At 58.9% G+C, this 19,628-nt stretch carries 23 protein-coding genes and 1 pseudogene; 13 read left to right on the forward strand and 11 right to left on the reverse strand.

The genetic code is table 11. The features are described 5' to 3' along the window. Positions 1-7: 7 nt before the first annotated feature. On the reverse strand, positions 8-1,354 hold the full coding sequence (locus ACQ4MY_RS12820) for an MFS transporter (protein WP_440095359.1): 1,347 nt from the start codon (positions 1,352-1,354) through the stop codon (positions 8-10). Between the two features lie 357 nt (positions 1,355-1,711). Between ACQ4MY_RS12820 and ACQ4MY_RS12825 the strand changes: the two genes are divergently transcribed. Continuing rightward, a complete protein-coding gene (locus tag ACQ4MY_RS12825) occupies positions 1,712-2,425 on the forward strand; it encodes a FadR/GntR family transcriptional regulator (protein WP_008077767.1) in 714 nt (237 codons plus the stop codon). 92 nt (positions 2,426-2,517) lie between these two features. Further along, positions 2,518-2,748 carry a hypothetical protein gene (locus ACQ4MY_RS12830; protein ID WP_008077765.1) on the forward strand — a complete coding sequence of 77 codons (231 nt, stop codon included), beginning with the start codon at positions 2,518-2,520 and terminating at the stop codon, positions 2,746-2,748. A 161-nt stretch (positions 2,749-2,909) separates the two neighbouring features. On the opposite strand, the gene ACQ4MY_RS12835 is transcribed toward ACQ4MY_RS12830, so the two are convergent. Continuing rightward, positions 2,910-3,803, reverse strand: a complete 894-nt coding sequence (locus ACQ4MY_RS12835) for a DMT family transporter (RefSeq protein ID WP_440095360.1) — start codon at positions 3,801-3,803, stop codon at positions 2,910-2,912. 101 nt (positions 3,804-3,904) lie between these two features. Between ACQ4MY_RS12835 and ACQ4MY_RS12840 the strand changes: the two genes are divergently transcribed. Then, positions 3,905-4,768 carry a LysR family transcriptional regulator gene (locus tag ACQ4MY_RS12840; protein ID WP_440095361.1) on the forward strand — a complete coding sequence of 288 codons (864 nt, stop codon included), beginning with the start codon at positions 3,905-3,907 and terminating at the stop codon, positions 4,766-4,768. Positions 4,769-4,839: 71 nt separating this feature from the next. On the opposite strand, the gene trhP is transcribed toward ACQ4MY_RS12840, so the two are convergent. Beyond that, positions 4,840-6,162 carry a prephenate-dependent tRNA uridine(34) hydroxylase TrhP gene (gene trhP, locus ACQ4MY_RS12845; RefSeq protein ID WP_440095362.1) on the reverse strand — a complete coding sequence of 441 codons (1,323 nt, stop codon included), beginning with the start codon at positions 6,160-6,162 and terminating at the stop codon, positions 4,840-4,842. 156 nt (positions 6,163-6,318) lie between these two features. Between trhP and ACQ4MY_RS12850 the strand changes: the two genes are divergently transcribed. Then, complete coding sequence (locus ACQ4MY_RS12850) at positions 6,319-7,380, forward strand: AI-2E family transporter (RefSeq protein WP_008077756.1); 1,062 nt, start codon at positions 6,319-6,321, stop codon at positions 7,378-7,380. Here the strand turns inward: ACQ4MY_RS12850 and ACQ4MY_RS12855 are convergent. The 3 genes from ACQ4MY_RS12855 to ACQ4MY_RS12865 all read right to left on the reverse strand — a co-directional run bounded on the left by ACQ4MY_RS12855 (position 7,377) and on the right by ACQ4MY_RS12865 (position 8,470). Continuing rightward, positions 7,377-7,559, reverse strand: coding sequence for a hypothetical protein (locus tag ACQ4MY_RS12855; RefSeq protein ID WP_008077753.1), 183 nt, complete (start codon positions 7,557-7,559; stop codon positions 7,377-7,379). The genes ACQ4MY_RS12850 and ACQ4MY_RS12855 overlap by 4 nt on opposite strands. Before the next feature lie 102 nt (positions 7,560-7,661). Further along, positions 7,662-7,856 carry a hypothetical protein gene (locus ACQ4MY_RS12860; protein ID WP_016984641.1) on the reverse strand — a complete coding sequence of 65 codons (195 nt, stop codon included), beginning with the start codon at positions 7,854-7,856 and terminating at the stop codon, positions 7,662-7,664. Positions 7,857-8,086: 230 nt separating this feature from the next. Continuing rightward, a complete protein-coding gene (locus ACQ4MY_RS12865) occupies positions 8,087-8,470 on the reverse strand; it encodes a hypothetical protein (protein WP_440095364.1) in 384 nt (127 codons plus the stop codon). A gap of 256 nt (positions 8,471-8,726) precedes the next feature. Between ACQ4MY_RS12865 and ACQ4MY_RS12870 the strand changes: the two genes are divergently transcribed. Both ACQ4MY_RS12870 and ACQ4MY_RS12875 read left to right on the forward strand, forming a co-directional pair. Then, positions 8,727-9,545: a shikimate 5-dehydrogenase gene (locus tag ACQ4MY_RS12870; RefSeq protein ID WP_440095366.1), complete on the forward strand. Its 819-nt coding sequence runs from the start codon at positions 8,727-8,729 to the stop codon at positions 9,543-9,545. Between the two features lie 203 nt (positions 9,546-9,748). After that, entirely contained in the window at positions 9,749-10,267 is a 519-nt protein-coding gene (locus ACQ4MY_RS12875) for a cupin domain-containing protein (protein ID WP_008077744.1), read from the forward strand. A 133-nt stretch (positions 10,268-10,400) separates the two neighbouring features. Here the strand turns inward: ACQ4MY_RS12875 and ACQ4MY_RS12880 are convergent, their stop codons facing one another. Next, complete coding sequence (locus tag ACQ4MY_RS12880) at positions 10,401-11,048, reverse strand: YceH family protein (RefSeq protein ID WP_008077742.1); 648 nt, start codon at positions 11,046-11,048, stop codon at positions 10,401-10,403. Between the two features lie 125 nt (positions 11,049-11,173). On the opposite strand from ACQ4MY_RS12880, the gene ACQ4MY_RS12885 reads away from it, so the two are divergent. After that, a complete protein-coding gene (locus tag ACQ4MY_RS12885) occupies positions 11,174-11,683 on the forward strand; it encodes a DUF1993 domain-containing protein (RefSeq protein ID WP_008077741.1) in 510 nt (169 codons plus the stop codon). 153 nt (positions 11,684-11,836) lie between these two features. Here the strand turns inward: ACQ4MY_RS12885 and sstT are convergent, their stop codons facing one another. Further along, complete coding sequence (sstT, locus tag ACQ4MY_RS12890) at positions 11,837-13,069, reverse strand: serine/threonine transporter SstT (RefSeq protein WP_440095367.1); 1,233 nt, start codon at positions 13,067-13,069, stop codon at positions 11,837-11,839. Positions 13,070-13,404: 335 nt separating this feature from the next. On the opposite strand from sstT, the gene ACQ4MY_RS12895 reads away from it, so the two are divergent. Beyond that, the gene (locus ACQ4MY_RS12895) at positions 13,405-14,568 is read left to right on the forward strand and encodes an MFS transporter (RefSeq protein ID WP_158835233.1); all 1,164 of its coding nucleotides are present in this window, start codon (positions 13,405-13,407) and stop codon (positions 14,566-14,568) included. On the opposite strand, the gene nhaR is transcribed toward ACQ4MY_RS12895, so the two are convergent. After that, entirely contained in the window at positions 14,563-15,462 is a 900-nt protein-coding gene (gene nhaR, locus ACQ4MY_RS12900) for a transcriptional activator NhaR (protein WP_440095369.1), read from the reverse strand. The genes ACQ4MY_RS12895 and nhaR overlap by 6 nt on opposite strands. A gap of 231 nt (positions 15,463-15,693) precedes the next feature. On the opposite strand from nhaR, the gene ACQ4MY_RS12905 reads away from it, so the two are divergent. Then, entirely contained in the window at positions 15,694-15,939 is a 246-nt protein-coding gene (locus ACQ4MY_RS12905; RefSeq protein WP_008077733.1) for a hypothetical protein, read from the forward strand. Positions 15,940-15,967: 28 nt separating this feature from the next. Continuing rightward, positions 15,968-16,714 (forward strand): annotated as a pseudogene (locus ACQ4MY_RS12910) (TerC family protein); the annotation flags it as partial. A 204-nt stretch (positions 16,715-16,918) separates the two neighbouring features. Here ACQ4MY_RS12910 and ACQ4MY_RS12915 read toward each other — a convergent pair. Then, positions 16,919-17,089, reverse strand: coding sequence for a hypothetical protein (locus ACQ4MY_RS12915; RefSeq protein WP_440095371.1), 171 nt, complete (start codon positions 17,087-17,089; stop codon positions 16,919-16,921). Between the two features lie 233 nt (positions 17,090-17,322). On the opposite strand from ACQ4MY_RS12915, the gene ACQ4MY_RS12920 reads away from it, so the two are divergent. From ACQ4MY_RS12920 to ACQ4MY_RS12930, 3 genes are all read left to right on the forward strand, one after another. After that, positions 17,323-17,994, forward strand: a complete 672-nt coding sequence (locus ACQ4MY_RS12920) for a peptidase C39 family protein (RefSeq protein WP_158830114.1) — start codon at positions 17,323-17,325, stop codon at positions 17,992-17,994. Between the two features lie 89 nt (positions 17,995-18,083). Then, the gene (locus tag ACQ4MY_RS12925) at positions 18,084-18,290 is read left to right on the forward strand and encodes a DUF6021 family protein (protein WP_158830113.1); all 207 of its coding nucleotides are present in this window, start codon (positions 18,084-18,086) and stop codon (positions 18,288-18,290) included. A gap of 12 nt (positions 18,291-18,302) precedes the next feature. Further along, positions 18,303-18,509: a hypothetical protein gene (locus ACQ4MY_RS12930; RefSeq protein WP_158830112.1), complete on the forward strand. Its 207-nt coding sequence runs from the start codon at positions 18,303-18,305 to the stop codon at positions 18,507-18,509. Positions 18,510-18,666: 157 nt separating this feature from the next. Here the strand turns inward: ACQ4MY_RS12930 and pbpG are convergent, their stop codons facing one another. Continuing rightward, the gene (gene pbpG, locus ACQ4MY_RS12935; RefSeq protein ID WP_008077722.1) at positions 18,667-19,605 is read right to left on the reverse strand and encodes a D-alanyl-D-alanine endopeptidase; all 939 of its coding nucleotides are present in this window, start codon (positions 19,603-19,605) and stop codon (positions 18,667-18,669) included. Positions 19,606-19,628: the final 23 nt, after the last annotated feature.

Raw genomic sequence — 19,628 nt, forward strand, 5'->3', positions numbered from 1 at the left:
ATGGACGTCAGGCGTGCTTTGGCGCGGCATCGGCCAGAGGAATGTCAGCAGCAGGTTTCGCTGTGGTGCGCGCGAAGAAGACAATGATCGCGGCGATGATCGAGGTCGCGGCCAGACCATAGAGGCCGCCCTGAATCGAACCGGTGTGTTCTTCGAGCAGGCCGAACGTGGTGGGCGCGACGAAGCCGCCGAGGTTGCCCACCGAGTTGATCAGCGCAATCACCGCCGCAGCGATGCGGGCATCCAGATACGCCTGCGGTATCGGCCAGAACAGCGACGAAGCCGACTTGAAACCCAGCGCCGCGAAGCAGATCGCGACGAAGGCGAAGATCGGTCCGCCGGTGGTCGACATGAACATTCCCGCTGCGGCAATCAACAGCGCGGTGGCGACCCACGCCTGCTGGTGTTTCCACTTGGCCGAGAACGAGGCGAAGGCGTACATGCCGATGATCGATAGCAACCAGGGGATCGAGTTGAACAGGCCGACCTGAAAGTCGCTCATCTCACCCATTTTCTTGATGATGCTTGGCAGCCAGAAGGTCGCCGCATAGATGGTCAGCTGAATAAAGAAGTAGATCAGGCAAAACAGAATGATCTGCCGGTCCTTGAGCAATTTGCCCATCGACGGGCGGATCGGCGTCGCGGCTTCGCGGGCCTTTTGTTCGTCGTCGATGGCGTTGACCAGTGCGTCCTGTTCGGCACGGCTCAGCCATTTCGCGTCGTGGGGTTTGGCGTCGAGCCAGAACCAGACGAACACGCACAGGCACACCGAGAACATCCCCTCGATGAAGTACATCCATTGCCAGCCGTGCATGCCCAGCCCGTTGATTTGCAGGAGCAGGCCGGACAACGGGCCGGAGATCAACGAGGCCACGGCCGAACCGCTGAGGAAGATCGCAATTGCCTTGCCGCGTTCGGCGCCGGGCAGCCAGCGGGTGAAGTAGTAGATCACCCCGGGAAAGAACCCGGCCTCGGCCACGCCAAGCAGGAAGCGCAAAACATAGAAGTGGGTTTCGTTCTGGATGAACGCCATGCCGGCGGCAACCAGGCCCCAGGTGAGCATGATGCGGGTCAGCCAGATGCGTGCGCCGACTTTCTGCAGGAGCATGTTGGAGGGTACTTCGAACAGCGCGTAACCGATGAAGAACAGACCGGCGCCGAAGCCGTAGGCGGCAGCACCGATGCCCAGATCATGTTCCATGTGGGTGCGGACGAAACCGATGTTCACCCGGTCAATGTAATTGACGATGAACATGATCACGAAGAGCGGCAGGACGTGGCGTTTCACTTTCGAGATGGCCGACGCGAGTGTCGAATCGACGCCCTCGTTCATCCCGGAGACGGAGGTTTTCACTTGGTTTTCTCCCACTGATTATTTTTATGCGGGGTAGGGCTGGGTGCTGCGTTGTTGATAGACATCATACAACTTGAATTTTTTGTCCTACAAGTGGGTTGGCCCGATTAATTTTCTCTGGATGGTCCTGTTTTTATACTTTTTTGTGTTTGGGGCCAGCGTTTATTGGTTGTTTTCCTTGTTAAGGGAGCGAATTTTCTCTGCCTACAGTCAAGGTATGGTCTTCGGGTTAAGAAAGGTTTCACGCTCTATTTTAGTGTTGTCATACAAGTTGGCTGTGTTTCAGCGCTAATTTCAGTCTCGTCAGCCATCCTTGCAATGCTACGATCGACGAGCCCCCGATCACCGGAACCGACCATGCAAGAAGACCTCGACGCCCCCGCGCGCAAACGTGCGCACAACCTCGCCCATGACCTGGTGGAGAAGCTCACCCAGAGCATCCTGCTCGGCCAGATGTCACCGGGTGACAAGTTGCCATCGGAGAACACCATCGTTCAGGAGCACGGGGTCAGCCGCACCGTGGTGCGTGAGGCAATCTCGAAATTGCAGGCGTCGGGGCTGGTCGAGACGCGGCATGGCATTGGCACGTTTGTGATCGAGCGTGCCCCGGAGCAGGGGCTGCGGCTGAACGTCGATACGGCGCTGGGGGTGCGCAGCATTCTTGAATTGCGCCTGGGCCTGGAGACGCAAGCGGCGGCGCTGGCGGCGCAACGGCGCAGCGAGCAGCAGGTGCTGCAAATGCGGCAGGCGCTGGATGACTATCAGCGCCTGCTGGCGAACAACGACAGCTGCGTCGAAGCTGATCGGCGTTTTCATCTGTTGATTGCCGAAGCGACCGGCAACGTCTGCTTCAGCGAGATCATGCAGCACCTGGGCAGTGCGATGATTCCACGTCAGCGGCTCAACGCGGTCGAGCGCGGGGCGGCGGACCTGAGCAAGCTTGGGCAATTGGCCAATCTGGAACACGAGGCGATTCTGAATGCGATCAAGCGTCAGGACCCGGATGCGGCGCGCGCGGCGATGTGGTTGCACTTGACCAATAGCCGCGATCGGTTTTCCGCGCAGGGTTGAGCGCCGTTGGTCTGTTCGATAGCACGGTGTACAACCGGTCGATTCCAAGCTGTACGGCCCGGGTATTCCGGACCTCCTTGGTGAGGTGCGTCATGGCTAACGATTTGCTGTTTCAGGGTGGTGTGTTGCCGACCGACCCAACCCGGCCGATGCCGGGCACGGATGAGCCGACATTGGCCGATCACGATGCACCGCCGGGGATGAGTCCGGGACGCGATCCGTTGAGTGATGCCGATCGGCCGGAAGACTGGAAGGACCCGGGCGCCGATGAAGACGTGCCGCCGGCGGATGAGCCAACGCCACTGTCGGATGATCGGCGCTGATGGGCGCCAAGTGTCCAGGTATGCGCCGTTATTGCTGGCCTCATCGCTGGCAAGCCAGCTCCCACAGGTTTTAGGGTGGACATAAAAATCATGTCTAGCTGCAACCTTGTGGGAGCTGGCTTGCCAGCGATGACGGCATCGGCCTCAACCACGAACGCTGATCAGATTGCTGCTCGGGTAATCCCGATTCGCCGCTCCAGATTCAACGCCAGCACACTGACCAACACCACCGCCGAACCCACCAGCACCATCAACGTCGGCCGCTCGCCGAGCCCCACCGAAGCAATCCCCATCGCCGTCGGCGGGATCAGGTAGAGCGTCATTGTCGCCCGACTCAAATCCACATGTTTGAGCACATACCCCCACGCCAGATACGCCAGCGCACTGGGAAAAACCCCCAGGGCCAGTACCGCCCATTGCACGCGCAGCGGCGCATTGATCACGGTGTCGCCCAGCCCCGGCAGGTAAATCAGCAGTAGCAAGGTGCCTGACCACACCGCGTAGCACGCCAGGCTGAAGCCGTCGTAGCGCCGGGCATGGTGTTTTTGCAGGGCGAAGTAGAGGCTCCACGACAGCGCCGCGAGCAAGATCAGCAAGCCGTGCGCATCGATTGCGCCCAAGCCTTTGTCGCCGCTGACCACAATCACCACACCGACCAATCCCAGTAACACGCAACCCCAGCGCCAGGCACTGACCTGATCCCTGAAAACAAACCGCGCCAGCAGCGTGCTGAACAACGGGCTCGACTGCGCCAGCACACTGGAGGCCCCGGCACTGACACTCTGCTGGCCAATGTTCAGGGCCACGTGATGCAGGCTGACCGCGAAGAACCCCAGCGCGAACAGCAGCGGCACATCACGCCCTTGCGGCAAGCGAATGCCCTTGAACGCGGCAATCACCGCCATCAACAACGACGCCAGCAGAAACCGCATGAGTGCCAGATGCCCGGGGTCGTACGCCTGCAGACCGATGTGAATGCCGGTCGGTGAGTACGCCCAGCAGCCGACGACAAAGGCCATGGCCAAGAGGATTTTCCAGGGAGAAGGGGGCGGCATGATCGGCGTACCAGGAGGAGGAATACGCCGAGTATCCGGGTGGCCTATTGTTCGCCACAACTGACTTATACTGCGCTGAATGTTCACTCAGAGTGATGAATATGGAGCTGGCACAAATTCGCATGTTCAAGACCGTGGCCGACGTCGGCAGCATCGCCCGGGCAGCGGAAAAGCTGTTTTGCGTGCCGTCGAACATCACCGCGCGCATCAAGGCGCTGGAGGCCGAGTTGGGGGTGGCGCTGTTTTTGCGCGAAGGGCGCGGGCTGCGGATCAGCCCGGCGGGGCAGACGTTTCTGAGCTATGCCGAGAAAATTCTGGCGCTGACCGCTGAGGCAAAACGCGCGGTGGATCCCTCGGCCGAGCCGTCGGGGCCATTGCGTATCGGCGCTATCGAATCGTCGGCCACGGGCCGCTTGCCCAAGTTACTGGCGAAGTTTCACAAACGCTATCCGCAGGTGGCGCTGGAACTCACCACCGGCACCTGGGGCCAGTTGCTCGACGACACCGTCAGCCATCGCCTCGACGGGGCGATTGTTGCGGTGGACGTCGAACGTTCGCAGTTGCGACGCACACCAATGTACCGCGAGGAGTTGCTGTTGATTGCTTCGACATCGTTCGGGCCGGTGCGCAGCATCGAGGATCTGCAGGACAAAACCGTGTTCATGTGGCCGCAAGGTTGCCCGTATCGGGCGGCGCTGGAGCATTGGTTGTTGCGCCAGGGCCAGGCGCTGCCGATTGTCAGCCTTGCCAGTTACGGGGCGATCGTCGGCTGCGTCAGCGCCGGTGCCGGTGTGGCCCTGGTGCCCAAGGGCGTGTTTGATCAATACGCCAAAGGCGCCGGCTGTGTCGGTTTTGAATTCGCCGAACTGACGGCCATCGACAACCTGTTCTACTGGCATGAAAACGCCGGCGTGCACCCGGCGCGAGAAGCATTCGTCGCGATGCTGCACGAAGAATTCACCTGACCCTGCAGGCGCTGCCGCAGGCTGCGATCTTTTGTTTTTAAAGATCAAAAGATCACTGCCTGCGGCCGCTCCTACAGATCGCGCATCAGCAGGCCAAAACGCAGATCCAGCGCCTCCGGTATTGGCAGGTACACCGTATGCCCATCCCCCGGTGCGACCTCGATCGCCTCACCTTTGAGGCTTTGCAGCTCATGCAGATCAAAGTGGAAATTGCCCTGTGGCGTCATCAGTTCGAGGTGATCACCCAAGGCAAAACGATTCTTCACCTTGACCTCGGCCAGCCGCCCGCGCCGCTCCCCCGTCAACTCGCCGACAAATTGCTGGCGCTCCGACACCGAGCTGCCGTGCTGATAATTCTGGTACTCGTCATGCACATGCCGACGCAGAAATCCCTCGGTATACCCGCGCTGAGCCAGTGATTCGAGATCGGTCATCAGGCTGCGATCGAATTCACGACCGGCCACGGCATCATCAATGGCGCGGCGATACACCTGCGTAGTACGCGCGCAGTAGAAGTGCGATTTGGTCCGCCCTTCGATCTTCAGCGAATGCACGCCCATCCGGGTCAGGCGCTCGACGTGCTGCACCGCGCGCAGGTCCTTGGCGTTCATGATGTAGGTGCCGTGTTCGTCCTCGAATGCGGGCATCAATTCGTCGGGGCGATTGGCTTCCTGCAACAGAAACACCTGATCAGTCGGCGCCCCGATCCCCAGGGTCGGTTCCGGCTCGAAGGTCTGGACGATTTCGCCCAGCTGATTTTCCGTGGCCTCTTGCGCCGAGTATTTCCAGCGGCAGGCGTTGGTGCAGGTGCCCTGATTGGCATCACGCTTGTTCATGTAACCCGAGAGCAGGCAGCGCCCGGAGTAAGCCATGCACAGCGCACCGTGGACGAAAACTTCCAGCTCCATGCCTGGCACCTGCTCACGGATTTCGCCGATTTCTTCCAGCGAAAGCTCGCGCGACAGAATGATTCGGCTCAGTCCCTGTTGCTGCCAGAACTCGACGCTGGCCCAGTTCACCGTGTTGGCCTGCACCGACAAGTGAATCGGCATCTGTGGAAAATGCCGGCGCACCAGCATGATCAGGCCCGTGTCGGACATGATCAGCGCGTCCGGCGCCATCTCGATCACCGGCGCCAGATCCTTGAGAAAGGTCTTCAGTTTCGCGTTGTGTGGCGCGATGTTGACCACTACGTAGAAGCGTTTGCCCTGCGCCTGAGCCTCACGAATGCCGAGTGCGAGGTTGGCGTGATCGAACTCGTTGTTGCGCACCCGCAGGCTGTAGCGCGGCTGGCCGGCATAGACGGCATCGGCGCCGTAGGCGAAGGCGTAACGCATGTTTTTCAGGGTGCCGGCGGGGGCCAGCAGTTCCGGGGCGGCGAGGGTAGGGGTCATGGCAGCGTCGGTCGCAAAAGCGCGGCAGGGTAAGTCAGTGGCGACGAGGCTTTATTGATCTGGATCTATGCTCCATAAACAAAGATGGCACTCGCGCGGATGGCGGCTGACTAAGTGGGGCAGGCGTGCGTGGCGCCTGACTGACATGGATCGGACATGAACGAAAAAAGTCTTCAATTCAAATCCCTCACCGTGCTGCTGTTATTGGTGACGGTGGCCTTCATCTGGATCTTGCTGCCGTTCTACGGCGCGGTGTTCTGGGCCGTCATCCTCGGCATTGTCTTTGCGCCGATGCAGCGCCGGCTGCAGGCGAAATTCGGCTGGCAACGCAACCTGACGTCGCTGTGTACGTTGAGCGTTTGTCTGGTGATTGCGATTTTGCCGGTGATCATCCTCAGCGTGTTACTGGTGCAGGAAGGGGCGACGGTCTACAAGAACATCGAGAGCGGTGAACTCGATATTGCGGCGTATCTGGCGCAGTTCAAACACAGCCTGCCGCCGTACTTTCAGCATTTGCTTGATCGTTTTGGCGTCGGTGAACTCAATGCGCTGCGCGAGAAAATCGTCAAGGCAGCGATGCAGGGCAGCCAGGTGCTGGCCAGTCAGGCCTTCAGTTTCGGCCAGGGCACATTCGAGTTCGTGGTGAGTTTTTTCATCATGTTGTACCTGCTGTTTTTCTTTTTGCGTGACGGTCCCGAACTGGCGCGCAAGATGCGCACGGCGGTGCCGCTGGAAGAAAACCACAAGCGTCGTCTGCAACTGAAGTTCAACCGGGTGGTGCGGGCGACCGTCAAGGGCAATCTGGTCGTCGCGGTGACGCAGGGCGCATTGGGCGGGGCGATTTTCTGGTTTCTCGACATTCCCAGCGCGTTGCTCTGGGCGGTGTTGATGGCGTTTCTGTCGCTGTTGCCGGCGGTGGGCGCGGGGATTGTCTGGGCGCCGGTGGCCGCGTATTTCCTGCTCAGCGGGATGGTCTGGCAGGGCGTGGTGCTGGGGTTGTTCGGGGTTTTTGTGATCGGCCTGGTGGACAACGTACTGCGCCCGATTCTGGTGGGCAAGGACACGCGCATGCCCGACTACATGATTCTGATCTCGACCCTGGGCGGTCTGGCAGTGTTCGGCTTGAACGGCTTCGTGATCGGGCCTTTGATCGCGGCGTTGTTCATGTCGAGTTGGGCGCTGTTCGTCGAAACCAAGCCCAAGGTGCAACTGCCTTAGGCGCGAAACGGTTCGCTGACAAGCTTTTGCGACAACGCCTGAGCGGCGGGTAACGAGGTGAGCGGGCCGCTGATCGCCTCGCCGTCGCGCATCAGATACCAGCAGGCAAGCAGACCCGACGCCCGAAGCGAGGCGGGAACGGCGCTGCCGATAACGGACATGATTTGAACCTGAGCCATGAAAAGTACCTCCATCAATCTATAGAGCTACCTTAGGGATTTGCAGGTTCTACGGACAATCAACGCTTTTGATAGTGGTCATTGATGCCGTTGAGGGCTGCCTCAATCGACCACTTGATCAAGCATGTGCATGACTTCGCGCTCATTGAGCAGGCCTTTGTGCACCAGATTCTCCGCCAGCAAGGAGAGAAACTTGGCACAGCGATGGCCTTCCAGATGCTTGAGCTCGGTCAGCGCGCTGTACACCTTGCTTGAGGTGCACAAACCGACGATGCGGTGCGGGTTTTGTGTTGGCATGCGGTCGTCCTTGTTGTTATCAACCTGTTGTTTACGGACGGATTCAGAGTGCGGTTCCGTCATGACAAAGCGATGACCGTTTTGTGGAAGTGTCCATAACGGTCAATCCATCATGCCGACTTTAGCCGCTGAAACTGTCCTCACAGCGACCTTGGCGAGATTTTTTCAGACGCTGGCCGACCAACGGTCATAAAAAAGCCCCGCTATATAAGCGGGGCTCTGTATTTCGATTACCAGCGTGGGCCGCCGTAATAGCCATGTGGCCGACCGTAATAACCGCGAGGCGGGCCGTAGTAGACAGGGGCCGGTTGAACGTAAACCGGTTGTTGCACATACACCGGTGCAGGCTGGTAGTAGACCGGTGGTGGTGGCTGCTGCACGTAGACCGGTTGTGGCTGCTGCACGTAGACCGGTTGTGGCTGAACATAAACCGGCTGTTGTTGCACGTACACCGGGCGATCCTGATTGATCAGTGCCGAGCCGATGATGGCCGAGCCAACGATCGCGCCAAACACCGCCGGGCCTTGCCAGTTGTTGCCGCCGTGGGCTTCTGCTTGCCCTGCGACAGCAAATGCACCGATCAGCAGGGCCACGATAGGGAGTTTACGAATCATGATAATTCCTCGGTTCTTCGACCCGGCGGCAGGGCCTGCACCAGGCCCACAGTTGTCGCGGGGATACCTCTAAGACAGCGAAATTCTGAAAATCAGCACAGCCGCTGGGTAAATTTTGTGTAAGGTCTGTACCGGCTTCTTTACCGGGCCGGGCAAGGGCCACAGAACACGTTTAAAACAGGCCTCTATGATCGTTCAGAACCCGATGGGCTGGCTAATCCCGTCTATCCGAAAGTGCGTTTGAAGGAGAAGTTTCATGCAGATGAACCCGAACAAAGACACCCAACTGTGCATGTCCCTGTCGGGTCGCCCAGGGAATTTCGGTCTGCGTTTTCATAACCATTTGTATGAGCAGCTGGGCCTGAATTTCTATTACAAGGCGTTCAGCAGCCAGGACTTGACCGGCGCGGTCGGCGGCATTCGCGCCTTGGGCATCCGTGGTTGTGGCGTGTCGATGCCATTCAAGGAAGCCTGTATTGCTTTGGTCGATGAACTCGATGCGTCGGCGGCGGCGATCCAGTCGATCAACACCATCGTCAACACTCAAGGCCATCTCAAGGCCTACAACACCGATTACATCGCCATCGCCCAGTTGCTTGAAACCCATGCGGTGCCCACAGAAACCACGTTCGCCCTGCGCGGCAGTGGCGGCATGGCCAAAGCGGTGGCCAGCGCCCTGCGTGATGTTGGCTACCAGAATGGTCTGATTGTGGCGCGCAATGAGCCTGCCGGGCGAGCACTGGCGCAATCGCTGGGGTACCGCTGGCAGGCCGAACTGGGCGATGAGCGCCCGCAGATGCTGATCAATGTCACGCCGGTGGGCATGGACGGCGGCCCGGAAGCCGGGCAACTGGCGTTCGAGCCTGACGTGATCAAAGCCGCTGATACCGTGTTTGATGTGGTGGCGATTCCTTCGGAGACGCCGTTGATCGTGCGTGGCCGGGCGGAGGGCAAGAAGGTCATTACCGGGCTTGAGGTCATAGCGATCCAGGCGCTGGAGCAGTTTGTGCTGTACACCGGCGTGCGGCCGAATGAGCAGCAGTTTGCGGCGGCGGTGGCGTTTGCCCGCAGCTGATGATGTGTTGAATTGACTGGCCTCATCGCTGGCAAGCCAGCTCCCACAGGTACCGAGTGGGAGCAGGAGTCTTTGGGGCCGCCCCAAACTCTGTGGGAGCTGGCTTGCCAGCGATGAATTCACCTCGGTTTCACCTGCTGCCTATACTGCCTCACCAGCAAGCAAAGACTTGCCCCTCCATAAAAACCGTGCCCGAGGCCCCCATGCATCCGCCTATCCTCAACCTGCACCAGGTCGAACTCGAACCGCTGCCCGAAGCCCTGGCCCCCGAAGGCGAAACCGCCGGACGCTACCAGCAACGCACGGCGCGAATCGGCCAGCAACTGGGCTCGCAAAAACTCGGTTATCGCCTGTACGTGCTTGCGCCAGGCATGCGCGGCAGTCCGTTTCACAGTCATCGGGTCAATGAAGAAATGTTCTACGTGGTGGCCGGGGAGGGAGAGGTGCGCCTTGGTGCCGAGCGCTTTCCGATTCGCGAGGGTGATGTGATCGCCTGTCCACCGGGTGGGCCGGAGAAGGCGCATCAGATCATCAATACCAGTCAGGCTGAATTGCGTTATCTGGCGGTGAGCACCCAGCAGCAGCCGGAAATCTGTGAGTACCCGGATTCGAATAAATACGCGGTGATGGATAACTTCACGGTCGATGCCGAGGGCAATGCCTCAGGTTTCGTCGCCGTGGCGCGGCAGGCGGATGGCGTGGATTACTGGGACGGCGAATAGCACACAGATCCTGAATTGACGCACAACCCTGTAGGAGTGAGCCTGCTCGCGATAGCGGTGTGTCATTCAAAGATGATGTGACTGACACACCGCTATCGCGAGCAGGCTCACTCCTACAAGGGGTTTATGTTGGTTATTCGAGGCGGGCCAGGCGTTCTTCCAGCGCAGCAATCCGCGCCTCCAGCTCTTCGATGCGCTCGACGGACACGCCGCTGCTTGCGCCGCGCTCTTGCGGATTCTGCCGCGCTGCCAGAATCGCCTCGATATCCGCCGGATCGCCCAGTGCATGGGTGTAACGGTCTTCACGTTGCCCGGCCTGACGCGGAATCAGCACCGCCAACCCCCGCGCAATCAAACGCTCAAGCTGATGCAGCACCTGCTCGGCATCTTCGAAATCATGCATGCGCCCGCTGCGGGTCAGCAGTTCGTTAATGGTTTGCGGGCCGCGCAGAAACATCAATCCCGTCAGAATCACCTGCGCCGGCACCAGTTCAAGCGCCTTGTCGACCTTGTGCTCCCAGCGGTCGGCGCGACTGCCCATCACCAGCTTGGCGAAACCGCGACCTTCAAGGGCTCGCAGGCTTTGGCCGACCTGACCTTGAGTCAAGTTCATCACCGGTTCGCGGCTGGTTTTCTGGTTGCACGCCGTGACCAGCGCGTTGAGCGTCAGCGGATAGGTTTCCGGGCTGGTCGCCTGTTTCTCGATCAGCGAACCGAGAATGCGGATTTCCGTGGCGTTGAGCCGAGGCTCGTCGAAGGTGGATTCATGTTCGGTCGTCATCGCGCGTTCCCTCAGCAGTCGAAGGCGCCTAGCCTAATCCTTGCCTAACAAAAGGCAAGCCGTGTGGTCATCAAGCATGGCTATAATCGCCTCCTTGTTCCACCCAGCCACCACACGAGACTGCCATGACTATTTCCCTGTACGCCGCATCCGTCCCGGTTTTTCAACAAATGCTCAACGCTTTGAGCGATGTGTTGAAAAAGGCTGAAGCCCACGCCACCGAGAAAAACATCGACCCGAACGCGTTTCTGCAAGCGCGTCTGTTTCCGGATATGTTCCCGCTGACCCGTCAGGTGCAGATCGCGGTGGACTTCGCCAAAGGCGTTTCCTCGCGTCTGGCTGAAGTCGAAGTGCCGAAGTACGACGATACCGAAACCACCTTCGCCGAACTGCAAGCCTTGATCACCAAGGTGTTGGCTTACATCGGCGAGATCAAGCCAGAGCAGATCGATGGCAAGGAAGGCATCGAAATCGTTACCCGTCCGGGCACGCCGAAAGAGAAGCGCTTCAGCGGCCAGGCTTACCTGCTGACCTACGGCCTGCCGCAGTTCTTCTTCCACGTCACCACCACGTATGCGCTGCTGCGTCATAACGGTGTTGAAGTGGGTAAACGCGATTACATGGGCGCGTTCTAAAACACTCAGCTACAAAAAAGCCCGCCAAGGTTTGCGCCTTGGCGGGCTTTTTATCGCTTTTTGTAGGAGTGAGCCTGCTCGCGATAGCGATCTATCGGTCAAAATGTCTTTGAATGACACATCGCTATCGCGAGCAGGCTCGCTCCTACAGGGTTACGCAGCGCGTTGGGCTTTCGCTTCTTCGCCCAGGCACGCCGCTGCGGTGAACAGCACGTCGGTGGAGGAGTTCAGCGCCGTTTCGGCAGAATCCTGCAACACACCAATGATGAAACCGACCGCCACCACCTGCATGGCGATTTCACTTGGAATGCCAAACAGGCTGCACGCCAGCGGGATCAACAGCAACGAACCACCGGCCACGCCCGAAGCGCCACAGGCGCAGATGGCCGCGACCACGCTGAGCAGAATCGCGGTCGGGATGTCCACCGCAATGCCCAAAGTATGCACGGCAGCCAGGGTCAGCACAGTGATGGTAATTGCCGCGCCGGCCATGTTGATGGTCGCGCCCAGTGGAATCGATACCGAGTAAGTGTCTTCGTGCAGGCCCAAGCGCTTGCTCAATTCCAGATTGACCGGAATGTTCGCCGCCGAGCTACGGGTGAAGAAGGCGGTGATACCGCTTTCGCGCAGACATTTGAGGGTCAGCGGGTACGGGTTGCGGCGCAGTTTCCAGAACACGATCAGCGGGTTCATCACCAGCGCCACGAACAGCATGCAGCCGAGCAGCACGGCGAGCAGGTGCGCGTAGCCGATCAGCGCGCCGAAACCGGAGGTGGCCAGCGTCGAGGCGACCAGGCCGAAAATGCCCAGCGGGGCAAAGCGAATCACCACGCGCACAATCAGGGTCACGCCGTTGGACAGATCACCGAGCACTTCACGGGTGGTATCGCCGGCATGCCGAATCGCCACGCCCATGCCGATGGCCCAGGCCAGAATGCCGATGAAATTGGCTTCGATCAGCGCCTTCACCGGATTGTCCACCACGCTCAGCAGCAGGCTCTGCAGCACTTCAGCGATGCCGCCCGGCGCAGTCACCGCAACGTTTTCGGTGGCCAGCACCAGATGCGACGGGAATGCCATGCTGGCAACCACAGCCACCACTGCGGCGGCGAACGTGCCCAGCAAGTACAGGAACAGAATCGGCCGAATGTGCGTTTCCTGGCCGTGTTTATGGTTGGCAATCGAAGCCATCACCAGCACGAACACCAGAATCGGTGCCACGGCTTTCAACGCCGAAACAAATACCTTGCCGATGAATGCGGTATCTTTCGCCACTTGCGGGGCAAACATCGCCAAAGCGATACCGGCAATCAGGCCGATGAGGATCTGTGCGACCAGGCTCAGGTTCTTCAGACGTTGCAAGACAGAAGGGGATGAAGCAGTCATAGCGGCATCTCTGATTTTTTATAGGCTGCAGGTTGCATGAAAGCGCCGGCGAATCGGGGGCAGGCCAGCGTCACGAACCGAAAGGATTGAAGCGCTTTCAACGTCAATAAACCGATCGTTGAACAAGCTGTACGTTTTTCAGGGCGCGGACTTTATCACAGCGTAAGACCCATCCTTCAGGCGTGTGACGATCTGCCACCGGATCAGGCAACAAAGTCGGCAGGTTTGTGCAAGTCAGCCCGGACACACTCTGTTAAGATTGCGCATCCTTATTTTCAAGTTCTGCCAGCGGGCCCTCGGGTCAACGCTGGTGTCGTCGTTTTGCTGGAGTTGCCATGCTGTTGCCCATTCTTCTGTTGTCCGCCGCCGGTTTTACCGTGCTGACCACGGAATTCGTTATCGTCGGCCTGCTGCCGGCGATAGCCAGAGACCTCGAAGTGACCATCCCCCAGGCCGGTTTGCTGGTGACGCTGTTCGCCTTTACCGTGGCGCTGTTCGGGCCTTTCCTGACCGCGTATTTCGCTCGCTTCGAGCGGCGCAAGCTGTTTATCAGCATCCTGATCATGTTTGGCCTGGCCAATACCGTCGCGGCGCTGGCGCCGAATATCTGGGTGATGGCGTTTGCCCGCTTGATTCCCGCGCTCGGTCTGCCGGTGTTCTGGGCGCTGGCCAGTGAGACGGCGGTGGACATCGTTGGCCCGGATTTCGCCGGTCGTGCGATCGCCAAGATCGGTTTCGGTATTGTCTGCGCCACGGTGTTCGGCATTCCGGTCGGCACGCTGATTTCCGATGCATTCGGCTGGCGCAGTGCCTTCGGCATTCTGGCGGTGATCGCCTTTGCCAAGGCTTTGCTGCTGTTTGTCTACTTGCCGAAAACCAGTTTGCACCAGCACCAGGTGAGCTTCCGCTCGCAGTTCAAGATTCTGCGCAGCCCGTTGATGATCGGCCATATCGTGCTGTCGATTCTGGTGTTCAGCGGCATGTTTACCGCTTACACCTATCTGGCCGACATTCTTGAGCGTCTGGCCGGTTTCAACGGCACCGTGGTCGGCTGGTGCCTGATGGGCTTCGGCGCCGTCGGGCTGATCGGCAACTCGCTGGGCGGTCGTGCAGTGGACCGCCATCCGCTGGGGGCGTCGGTGTTGTTTTGTGCATTCATGATCGCCGGCATGGTGTCGCTGGTGCCGAACATTCATTCGCCGCTGGGGCTGGCGGTGGCGATGGGGATCTGGGGCATTACTCAGGCCGCGTTGTTTCTGGTCAGTCACGTACGCCTGATGAAAGCCGCGCCGGAAGCGCCGGCCTTCGCGGCCTCGTTGAACATCGCCGGGGCTAACCTGGGGATCGGCCTGGGCGCGATGGTCGGTGGCCGGGTCATCGACAGTGCGGGGCTGGGTTTTCTCGGCTTTGCCGCCGCCGGTTTCATTCTGCTGTCGGTGTTCCTCGCCATGGTGCTGATGACACTCAAGCCGCGCGACCTGTGCGCCGAGCCTTCATAACGCCGTAAACAACTCGCGTCGGGCACCTTCGGTAATCGCAACGATGCCGGGGTGCTTGACCTTGCGCTCCACCGAAATGGCGTAGAACGACTCGGTCACCGCATCAGTCTGGCCAATCAGTTCGACGCCGCATTGGCGCTTCACTTCCTCGGCAATCACGCTGGGGCTGATAAAAATCCCGCTTCCAGACTGTCCGAAGGCCTGCATCAAGGCGCTGTCGTCGAATTCGCCGACAATTTTCGGCTGGATCTGCTGCTCGGCAAACCAGCGTTGCAAGCGGCTGCGCACCACGGTTTCCGGGCCGGGAATCAACAGCGGCGCACCGTGCAGGCTGCGCGGGAAATCCGCTCCATACCTGGCGGCCAATGCAGCGGTGGCGAAAAAGCTGATGCCGCATTCCCCGAGCTTTTGGCTGTAGCCCTTGATGTCGAGGTGCGAGGGCATCGGGCTGTCGGAAATCACCAGGTCCAGGCGCTGAATCGCCAGATCCGCCAGCAACCGTTCGAGTTTGTCCTCGCGGCACGTGATGCGCAGCGGTTCGTTCAACTCCATGGTCGGCGCAATCAGGCGATAAACAATCGATTTCGGTACCACGTCAGCCACGCCAACGCGAAACAGGATCTGCTGCTCATTGGGCTCCGCGCGCAGCATCAACTCCAGCTCGCCGCCGAGCTGGAACATCTGTTCGGCATACGGCAAGGCCTGGCGCCCGGCTTCAGTGAGTTCCAGTTGCCGACCGACTCGGCGAAACAGTTCGATGCCATACGTCTGTTCGAGCAAGGAAATCTGCCCGCTGATGGTCTGTGGCGTCAGGTTCAGTTGCTCGCAGGCACGCACGATGCTGCCGGTCTTCGCCACCACCCAGAAATAATGCAACTGTCGATAATTGAGCATCCGCCTCCCCTGTAGGAGCTGCCGAAGGCTGCGATCTTTTGATGTTGCTTCTAAAAGAAAAGATCAAAAGATCGCAGCCTTCGGCAGCTCCTACATTGTTTATTTCTGGGTTCGTAAAAACCGAAGTATAGCCGGTAAAAATACGAATTTTCCTGAAGTGTTTGCCTCTCTAGAATGCCCAGCCATCGACGGCCGGTCCGGTGACCCTGTCTGTTTTATCAAGGAAGCATCATGAAACTTAAAACTGCGGCACTGTTGTTGTTTACGTCTTTACTGGTTCTGACGGGTTGCGATCAGGCCGAAAAAAGCGCCCAACAGCTGATGGGCAAAGCCGCCGAAAGCGCAAAACAGGCGATTGACGATACCCACAAGGCCGCCGAGCAAGCCCTGAGCGATGCCACTGGCGGGTTGATCGAGAAAAAAGAAACAGCGGAAAAAGACGCGGAACAATCCGAATCTTCGTCCAAGACCATTTAATTTTCGTACACAGAGTCAGGACTGACCCATGGAATATCTGTTAGAACTCGCCGCCAGCCCCGCTGCCTGGGTAGCTTTGGCCACATTGGTGGTGATGGAAATCGTGCTTGGCATCGATAACCTGATCTTTATCTCGATCCTGACCAACAAGCTGCCCGAGCAGCACCGGCAGAAAGCGCGGCGCATCGGTATCGGCATGGCGCTGATCCTGCGACTGGCGCTGTTGAGCACCATTGCCTTCATCGTGCAGTTGACCGAGCCAGTGTTCGAAGTTCTCGGCCAGGCGTTCTCGTGGAAGGATATGATCCTGATCGCCGGTGGTCTGTTCCTGGTGTGGAAAGCCACCACCGAGATCCATCACAGCATGGACCCGGCGCCGGAAGATCCCAAGTCCGCGACGTCGACCGTGACCCTGGGCTTTGCCGCTGCGATCGGGCAGATCCTGATGCTCGACATGGTGTTCTCGATCGACAGCATCATTACTGCTGTCGGCATGACCGAGCACTTGCCGATCATGGTTATCGCGGTGGTGGTGTCGGTTCTGGTGATGCTGTTTGCAGCTGAGCCGCTGGCCAAGTTCATCAACGACAACCCGACGGTGGTGATGCTGGCACTGGGCTTCCTGATCATGATCGGCATGACCCTGATCGCCGAAGGTTTTGGCGCCCACGTACCGAAAGGGTATGTGTACGCGGCCATGGCGTTCTCGGCGGGTATTGAGGTGTTGAACATGATGTCGCGTCGAGCGAAGCAGAAGAAGCTGGCTGCGCAGGCGCAAACGCTGAAGGACAAAAGGCCGCCTGAACTCACGAAGTTCAGGCGGCCTTTTTGCCATCTTCTTGCTGCTTTTCCACCTCTGTAGGAGCTGCCGAAGGCTGCGATCTTTTAATGTTTAAGATCAAAAGATCGCAGCCTTCGGCAGCTCCTACCGGGATTTTATTTCAGGCGTCTTTCGGTGTTTTTTGAAAGATGCCGTGGCTCAGTGCGCGGTAGCGGGACGGACACGGTGCTTTTCGGGTTTTGCTACAGGTGCTGGCTGGATCGGGTGGTGATGGTGGCGCCGCGACACGCGCAGTACGCCCCACAGCATGGCGGCGGCAACGGCCAGCCAGCCGGCAATCAACATTACGATGGTCATGGTCAGGCTCATCAGTGCCTCCTCTTCGCCCTGCATCGGGCGCACACATTTCAATTCGCTCTGTTTCAATGACAGTCTAGACAATGGGGTGTTTCAGACTATTGACCAAAGGTCGCTGATGACCAATCAGTTCGCTCTATGCAATCGACGTGTCTGCGGTTTAAGGCTATACCGCAGCTTTGCTGCGCCCTATGATCGCAGGCGTTGCCGGAACACGATGACCGGCGTCTGAACAGAGAGTGACGATGGTGCAGGTATTTTCTCGAATTCGTGCGGCGTTGCTGGTCGCCGGTTGCGCGGCGGCATTGGCCGGTTGTGCGGGCAGTGTGGCGCCCGAGGTCAAGCGACTACCCGAGCGAGTCGAGCTCAGTGGCACGTTTTACCGAGGTCAGGCCAACCAGAGCGGCCCTCAGGTATTGGCCAGTCTGCTATCGCAGCAGGGCATCGTGATCACGCCGGGATTGCTGGAAAAACCGCTGCACCTGCCGGGCGCTGAAGACAAATTGCAGCAGAATATTCAGAACCTGGCCCGCGAGTACGGCATGCTGGTTTACCCGCTGGACAGCAATCTGTCTGCACTGTTGACGCAGGTTGCGGCAGGGTATCCGGTGATGGTGCGTTTCAGTGAGGGCTCGGCATTCTGGGCCGAGCCGCGTTACGCGATTCTGTCCGGCTATGACCGTAACAAGCAGAACGTGCTGCTGCGTGCCGGCATGAATCGTCGCGAATTGATGAGCTTCAGTGCGTTTGAATCGGCATTCGAAAAGTCCGGCGGCTGGGCCATTCTGATTCAGAAGCCAACGCAGATTCCTGCTGCGGTTGATCGTCAGCGCTGGTTGAAGGCGGCCGATGAACTGGGTCAGGCCGGTCAGGAAAATGAAGCGGCGCAGGCAAGGAAGGCATTGGCTGCGCACTGAGTTTCCCGTTCGTCATCTGCCGGGCACGTCCGCGCCCGGCAGGCCTCTTACCTCTATAACCCGATTAACGGGTAAATCAGGAGGTGAGCATGGCAGATTCCCCATCCCCGAAAGGCCCACATTCGTCGGAACACGCGACGGATCACGATCTGGGTTTCGATCCGGACTCGCCGGATCTTGATGATCCGCAGGTCGATCCCGTCGGCCCGGCCAAAGCCCCCAAAGACGTAGAGCCGGGGGAGGACGACAAGAAGCCGTCCAAGCCTTATGACCCGTTAGCCAATCTGAAACCTTGATGTGAGGTGCGTATGAGTACCGATTCAAGTTTTGACGATCAAAAGCCCGACAGTGTGCCGACAACGCCGGAGCCTGAGGTTGATCCTGTGCTGGACCCGGACAGTCCAATGCGGGATCCGATGGCGCGGCCGAATGTGCTGACGCCGGAGCCTGGGCGGGATCCGAGTAAAGGGGATGGTATTCCTGATGATGAGCAGATGCCGTTGCCCAATGATTGAGATATCTCAGCCTTACTTGTAGCGAGGGGATTTATCCCCAATGGGCTGCGCAGCAGACCCGTTTTTTGGGGCCGCTGCGCAGCCCATCGGGGATAAATCCCCTCGCCACAGGTGCAGGTGAATTCACTGGTGAAGGTGAATCCTTTAGATCGCAGGTTTACTTCGAGGCTTCAACCACGCCGCTCTGGCGCGATTTCAGGTTTTTCTCGGCTTTGTACTGCTGCGCCACGGCTGGAACGGCGGCACTACGCCCGGTTTCTACCCAGCTGCGGATGCGGCTGGCATCGGCAAAATGAGTGTATTTGCCAAACGCATCGAGAATCACCAAGGCGACCGGGCGGTTACCCATTTTCGTCACCAATACCAGGCAATGACCGGCAGGGTTGGTGAATCCGGTTTTGGTGATCTTTATGTCCCAATCGGCTTTATTGACCAAGTGATCGGTGTTGCGAAAACCCAGGGTGTAGTTGGGTTTGCGGAAAGACACGGTCTTTTCCTTGGTAGTGGTCAGTTCGCTCAAGATCGGGTGCTTGCTCGCCGCCACCAGCAACTTGCTCAAGTCGCGTGCAGTCGACACGTTGCGCTCAGACAAACCCGTCGGCTCGACGTAGTGAGTGTTGGTCATGCCCAGCGCCTTGGCCTTGGCGTTCATCGCCGCGATAAAGGCTGCGTAGCCACCAGGGTAGTGGTGCGCGAGGCTGGCGGCGGCACGGTTTTCCGAGGACATCAGAGCAATCAGCAGCATCTCGCGGCGCGGCAGTTCACTTCTCAGTTTGACTCGGGAGAACACGCCTTTCATTTCCGGCGTGTGGCTGATATCGACATCGATCCATTCGTCCATGTTCTGTCGGGCTTCAACCACAACCAAACCAGTCATCAGCTTGCTGACGGAAGCGATCGGCACGATCACGTCAGGGTTGCTGGAGTAGATGACTTTGTTGGTCTGCATATCCATGAGCAGGGCGCTGCCGGAGGCGATCTTCAAAGATGAAGCGTCACGTGGGGCAGCGGTGGTTTCCGCAGCGTTGATCGTTGGCGTGATGCATGTGCCTGCAAATGCAAAAAACAGGCTCAGAATCGAAAGACGAATTTTCACGCGGGCGAACTCATAAAGGTTGG

The sequence above is a fragment of the Pseudomonas sp. SM4 genome, assembly GCF_051913165.1.
Lineage (GTDB): Bacteria > Pseudomonadota > Gammaproteobacteria > Pseudomonadales > Pseudomonadaceae > Aquipseudomonas.

Bases quoted from the DNA above. Each gene is read 5' to 3' on its own strand.
- ACQ4MY_RS12825 (WP_008077767.1), top strand. From the start codon at position 1,712: ATGCAAGAAGACCTCGACGCCCCCGCGCGCAAACGTGCGCACAACCTC.
- ACQ4MY_RS12925 (WP_158830113.1), top strand. From the start codon at position 18,084: ATGGCAGATTCCCCATCCCCGAAAGGCCCACATTCGTCGGAACACGCG.
- ACQ4MY_RS12875 (WP_008077744.1), top strand. From the start codon at position 9,749: ATGCATCCGCCTATCCTCAACCTGCACCAGGTCGAACTCGAACCGCTG.
- ACQ4MY_RS12850 (WP_008077756.1), top strand. From the start codon at position 6,319: ATGAACGAAAAAAGTCTTCAATTCAAATCCCTCACCGTGCTGCTGTTA.
- ACQ4MY_RS12870 (WP_440095366.1), top strand. From the start codon at position 8,727: ATGCAGATGAACCCGAACAAAGACACCCAACTGTGCATGTCCCTGTCG.
- ACQ4MY_RS12905 (WP_008077733.1), top strand. From the start codon at position 15,694: ATGAAACTTAAAACTGCGGCACTGTTGTTGTTTACGTCTTTACTGGTT.
- sstT (WP_440095367.1), bottom strand. From the start codon at position 13,069: ATGACTGCTTCATCCCCTTCTGTCTTGCAACGTCTGAAGAACCTGAGC.
- ACQ4MY_RS12930 (WP_158830112.1), top strand. From the start codon at position 18,303: ATGAGTACCGATTCAAGTTTTGACGATCAAAAGCCCGACAGTGTGCCG.
- ACQ4MY_RS12880 (WP_008077742.1), bottom strand. From the start codon at position 11,048: ATGACGACCGAACATGAATCCACCTTCGACGAGCCTCGGCTCAACGCC.
- nhaR (WP_440095369.1), bottom strand. From the start codon at position 15,462: ATGCTCAATTATCGACAGTTGCATTATTTCTGGGTGGTGGCGAAGACC.
- ACQ4MY_RS12885 (WP_008077741.1), top strand. From the start codon at position 11,174: ATGACTATTTCCCTGTACGCCGCATCCGTCCCGGTTTTTCAACAAATG.
- ACQ4MY_RS12830 (WP_008077765.1), top strand. From the start codon at position 2,518: ATGGCTAACGATTTGCTGTTTCAGGGTGGTGTGTTGCCGACCGACCCA.
- ACQ4MY_RS12920 (WP_158830114.1), top strand. From the start codon at position 17,323: ATGGTGCAGGTATTTTCTCGAATTCGTGCGGCGTTGCTGGTCGCCGGT.
- trhP (WP_440095362.1), bottom strand. From the start codon at position 6,162: ATGACCCCTACCCTCGCCGCCCCGGAACTGCTGGCCCCCGCCGGCACC.
- ACQ4MY_RS12840 (WP_440095361.1), top strand. From the start codon at position 3,905: ATGGAGCTGGCACAAATTCGCATGTTCAAGACCGTGGCCGACGTCGGC.
- ACQ4MY_RS12865 (WP_440095364.1), bottom strand. From the start codon at position 8,470: ATGATTCGTAAACTCCCTATCGTGGCCCTGCTGATCGGTGCATTTGCT.
- ACQ4MY_RS12835 (WP_440095360.1), bottom strand. From the start codon at position 3,803: ATGCCGCCCCCTTCTCCCTGGAAAATCCTCTTGGCCATGGCCTTTGTC.
- ACQ4MY_RS12855 (WP_008077753.1), bottom strand. From the start codon at position 7,559: ATGGCTCAGGTTCAAATCATGTCCGTTATCGGCAGCGCCGTTCCCGCC.
- ACQ4MY_RS12895 (WP_158835233.1), top strand. From the start codon at position 13,405: ATGCTGTTGCCCATTCTTCTGTTGTCCGCCGCCGGTTTTACCGTGCTG.
- ACQ4MY_RS12915 (WP_440095371.1), bottom strand. From the start codon at position 17,089: ATGAGCCTGACCATGACCATCGTAATGTTGATTGCCGGCTGGCTGGCC.
- ACQ4MY_RS12860 (WP_016984641.1), bottom strand. From the start codon at position 7,856: ATGCCAACACAAAACCCGCACCGCATCGTCGGTTTGTGCACCTCAAGC.